Raw genomic sequence first — 2,909 nt, 5'->3', positions numbered from 1 at the left:
GATGATCTGCCGCTGCAACAGTGGTGCGACCAGGTGCGCGCCCTGCTGGCCGCCGACCCGACGATCACCGCCATGTCGATCAGTCGCAGCTTCGACCGCTCAGAGTCTTGGATTTATCAGCGGCTGTACCGATACCCCGGACACGGCAAATAAGCCGTTACGGTCGATCGCTTAGCGGCCGTCCAGACTTTGCGGGCGGCACCGATCGCTTGGTGCCGGCGGGTACATGATGTGCGCGCACGCGCATCGATGCGAACGGTGAAGGGTTCCACAGGCGCGGTGAGAGGTGCCTACCAGTACCTGTTGGGCACCTAGTTTAGCCGGGCGCTGCACGCAGGACACCGCGAGGGCCCCACTTCTTCCCAGCCGCGATAGGTCTGCTGAAGACGCATTCGACTCATGGTGGGCATCGGCACCGTCACAAATTGGTGGGCCGCGGCCGTCGCGGTCGGCCATCACAGGGGCTTAGCCTCAGAAGTATGAGACAGCCTGGCTCCGATGTCCACGCGTGGGCGCGCACCGCTTCGGCCGGATCTGCCTTAGCGCGAATGATTCTCGTGGTGTTGGCCGACAGCGCTGAGCCCGATCACACTGCGTGTGTCTCCCTTCGCGCATTAACGGCTCGGTCCGGGGCCGCACGAAGCACCGTGTTACGTGCTCTCAACGATTTGGAGGGCCGGGGGTTGCTGAGCCGGCGATCGCAATTCGACGCTGACGGGGCTCGCCTGCCCAGTCGGTTTCACCTGAATTGCGGCCCTGCGCGACGTTTTCGAGGTCCGGCGAAAGCGGCCCGTTCAGCCCGCGGCCGTGGCGGCGTTCATTCCCGGGCCGTGCGGGCCGCCGGTGCCGCGGAGCGCCGGTGGGAGGCTCTGCCGTTGCTGCTGCCGGTTGCTGACGCGGCACCGTTGTTGGGGATCAGCCCTCAGGCTGTATATCGGTTGATCGCCCGCGATGAGTTGCCGGTTCGCCGGGTCGGTCCGCGCCGGGTCTATATCGATACGGTGCGCCTGCGCGACCTGCTTGACCCTTTGCCACGCTGATCGTCGACGTCGGTACGTAAGCCGCGCCACGGCTTTCCATTCAAGAGAGCAGAAGGAAAGCGCCTGCGGCGCTTGCAATTGCTTTTGAACTTCTGCCTTTCTGGCCTCCGATTTTTGCCGGCGGCGGCCCGCTGCGCGCAAGGCCACGGCCTCCGCTCCGCTACGGGCACAAGGCTCACAAAGTGCCCGCTGCGCTCGCAGGCTCGCGGCGAACACTTAGTGCCCGGACCTTGCACTTCGCTGGGCTCGCGCCAGCCGAAATCTTCACTGCCAGAACGGCAAAAGAACGGGCGGCCCCGACCTAGGACGCCCCACCTTTGGAAGGTAGCAACATGACCGACATCATCGACCCGCAGACCGAGCACGCAGCCCCTGAGGACGCCAGCGCGGGCACCCTCATGCACGTCGACCCCCACGGGTTGACCCTGGAAACCAACGTGCGCGACGACGCGGCCCTCGACAAACAGTTCGTGGCCAGCATCCAGGAGCACGGTGTCCTGATCCCGATCGCCGCTGTGCAAGACAGCGACGGCAAACTGTGGGTCCGGGCCGGTCAGCGCCGCACCCTGGCCGCCCGCGAGGCCGGACTGGCCACGGTCCCGGTGTATGTGCGCGCCGCTGGTGTCGGCGACGATAAGGCGCTGTTGGTCGAACGGGTCGCTGAGCAGATCGTAGAAACGACCAGCGCCGCCAACTCACCGATGCCCAGCGGGCGCGCGGAATCCAGCAGATGATCGACGCCGGAGCGTCCATCACCAAAGTCTCCAAGAAGCTGTCGCTCGCCAAGGACACCGTCAAAGCTGCTGCGGCGGTCGGGAAGTCCGACACCGCGATGCGCTGCCTGGCTGACGGTCAGCTCAGCCTGGAAGAAGCCGCTGCGCTCACCGAGTTCGAGGACACCCCCGGTGCCCTCAGCCGCCTGATGCAGGCAGCCGGAAGTCGGCGGTTTCAGCACGTGGTGTCCCAGCTCCGTCAGGAGAAGATCACTGCCGAGGCAGAAGCTAAAGCGGCCCAGAGCTACATCGATCAGGGCTTCGCCGTGCTGGATGAGCAGCCCTCATTCGACCCCGACTGCGTTCCCCTGTACCGGCTGCGCACCGCCGGGGACGCCGAGGCCGACGAGAGCGCAGTCACCAACCCCTCGCTGTGGGCGGTGATGCTTTTCGAATCTGAAGGTCTCGCTGATGTCGAGACGGGCGCGGTCGTGGACGAGGACGAGGTGGACTGGGACACCCAGGATGACCCCGACGCCACACCCGCCGCAGGGTTGCGCCACGCCGCTACCGTCACCGAGACGATCGTGTTCACCCCGCAGTACTTCTGCTTGAACTACCGCGCAGCGGGCCTGACGCTCGATGCATGGTTCGCCCGCCAGGCCGGGCTGGTCGAGTCTGACAACGCAGCGGGATCCATGGTCGATCTTGACGACGAGGCACGCGAGGCCGAACGGGAACGGATTGCAGCAGAGAGTGCCGAGGCCGAAAAGTGTGAACGACGAAAGGTGTTGGCGCTGAACAAGCTCGGGGCAGCCGCCCAGACCGTACGCCGGGAGTTCGTCACGAAGCTGCTGGCCCGCAAGACCGCTCCCAAGGGTGCTGCCATCTTCGTCGCGGACTGCCTGGCCCGCGACAGCTACCTGCTGACCAACCACAACGCCGCCGAAACGACCGCTGAGCTACTCGGGCTGGACAACGCGCACTCGGTCAGCAAAGTCGCTTCCACACTCTCGGCCACTGCTGACGCGCGGGCACAGGTCATCACCTTGGGCCTGGTCCTGGCGGCCTTGGAGGCGCGCTTATGTGGCGTATCTGGATCTGTTCATTGTTCGGACGTGTTACCCCTTCGGATCAGTCAGCGTCAGGGATGCCG

At 65.4% G+C, this 2,909-nt stretch carries 2 protein-coding genes and 2 pseudogenes; all 4 read left to right on the top strand.

Translation table 11 applies throughout. The features are described 5' to 3' along the window. Window positions 1–479: 479 nt before the first annotated feature. A pseudogene (locus AO501_RS40695) lies at window positions 480–686 on the top strand (helix-turn-helix domain-containing protein); the annotation flags it as partial. A gap of 144 nt (window positions 687–830) precedes the next feature. Next, a complete protein-coding gene (locus AO501_RS39225; RefSeq protein ID WP_055578105.1) occupies window positions 831–1,040 on the top strand; it encodes a helix-turn-helix domain-containing protein in 210 nt (69 codons plus the stop codon). Window positions 1,041–1,372: 332 nt separating this feature from the next. Then, window positions 1,373–1,774 (top strand): ParB N-terminal domain-containing protein, encoded by a 402-nt coding sequence (locus AO501_RS12870; protein ID WP_055578104.1) that lies wholly within the window; start codon window positions 1,373–1,375, stop codon window positions 1,772–1,774. Then, window positions 1,771–2,909, top strand: a pseudogene (locus AO501_RS12865) (nuclease); the annotation flags it as partial. The gene AO501_RS12870 and the pseudogene AO501_RS12865, both read left to right, overlap by 4 nt.

This window comes from Mycobacterium gordonae, from assembly GCF_001417955.2.
In the GTDB taxonomy this organism is placed as follows: Bacteria; Actinomycetota; Actinomycetes; order Mycobacteriales; family Mycobacteriaceae; genus Mycobacterium; species Mycobacterium gordonae_B.
Note: the sequence above shows the minus strand (reverse complement) of the source record. Positions and strands in the feature narration are given on the sequence as shown.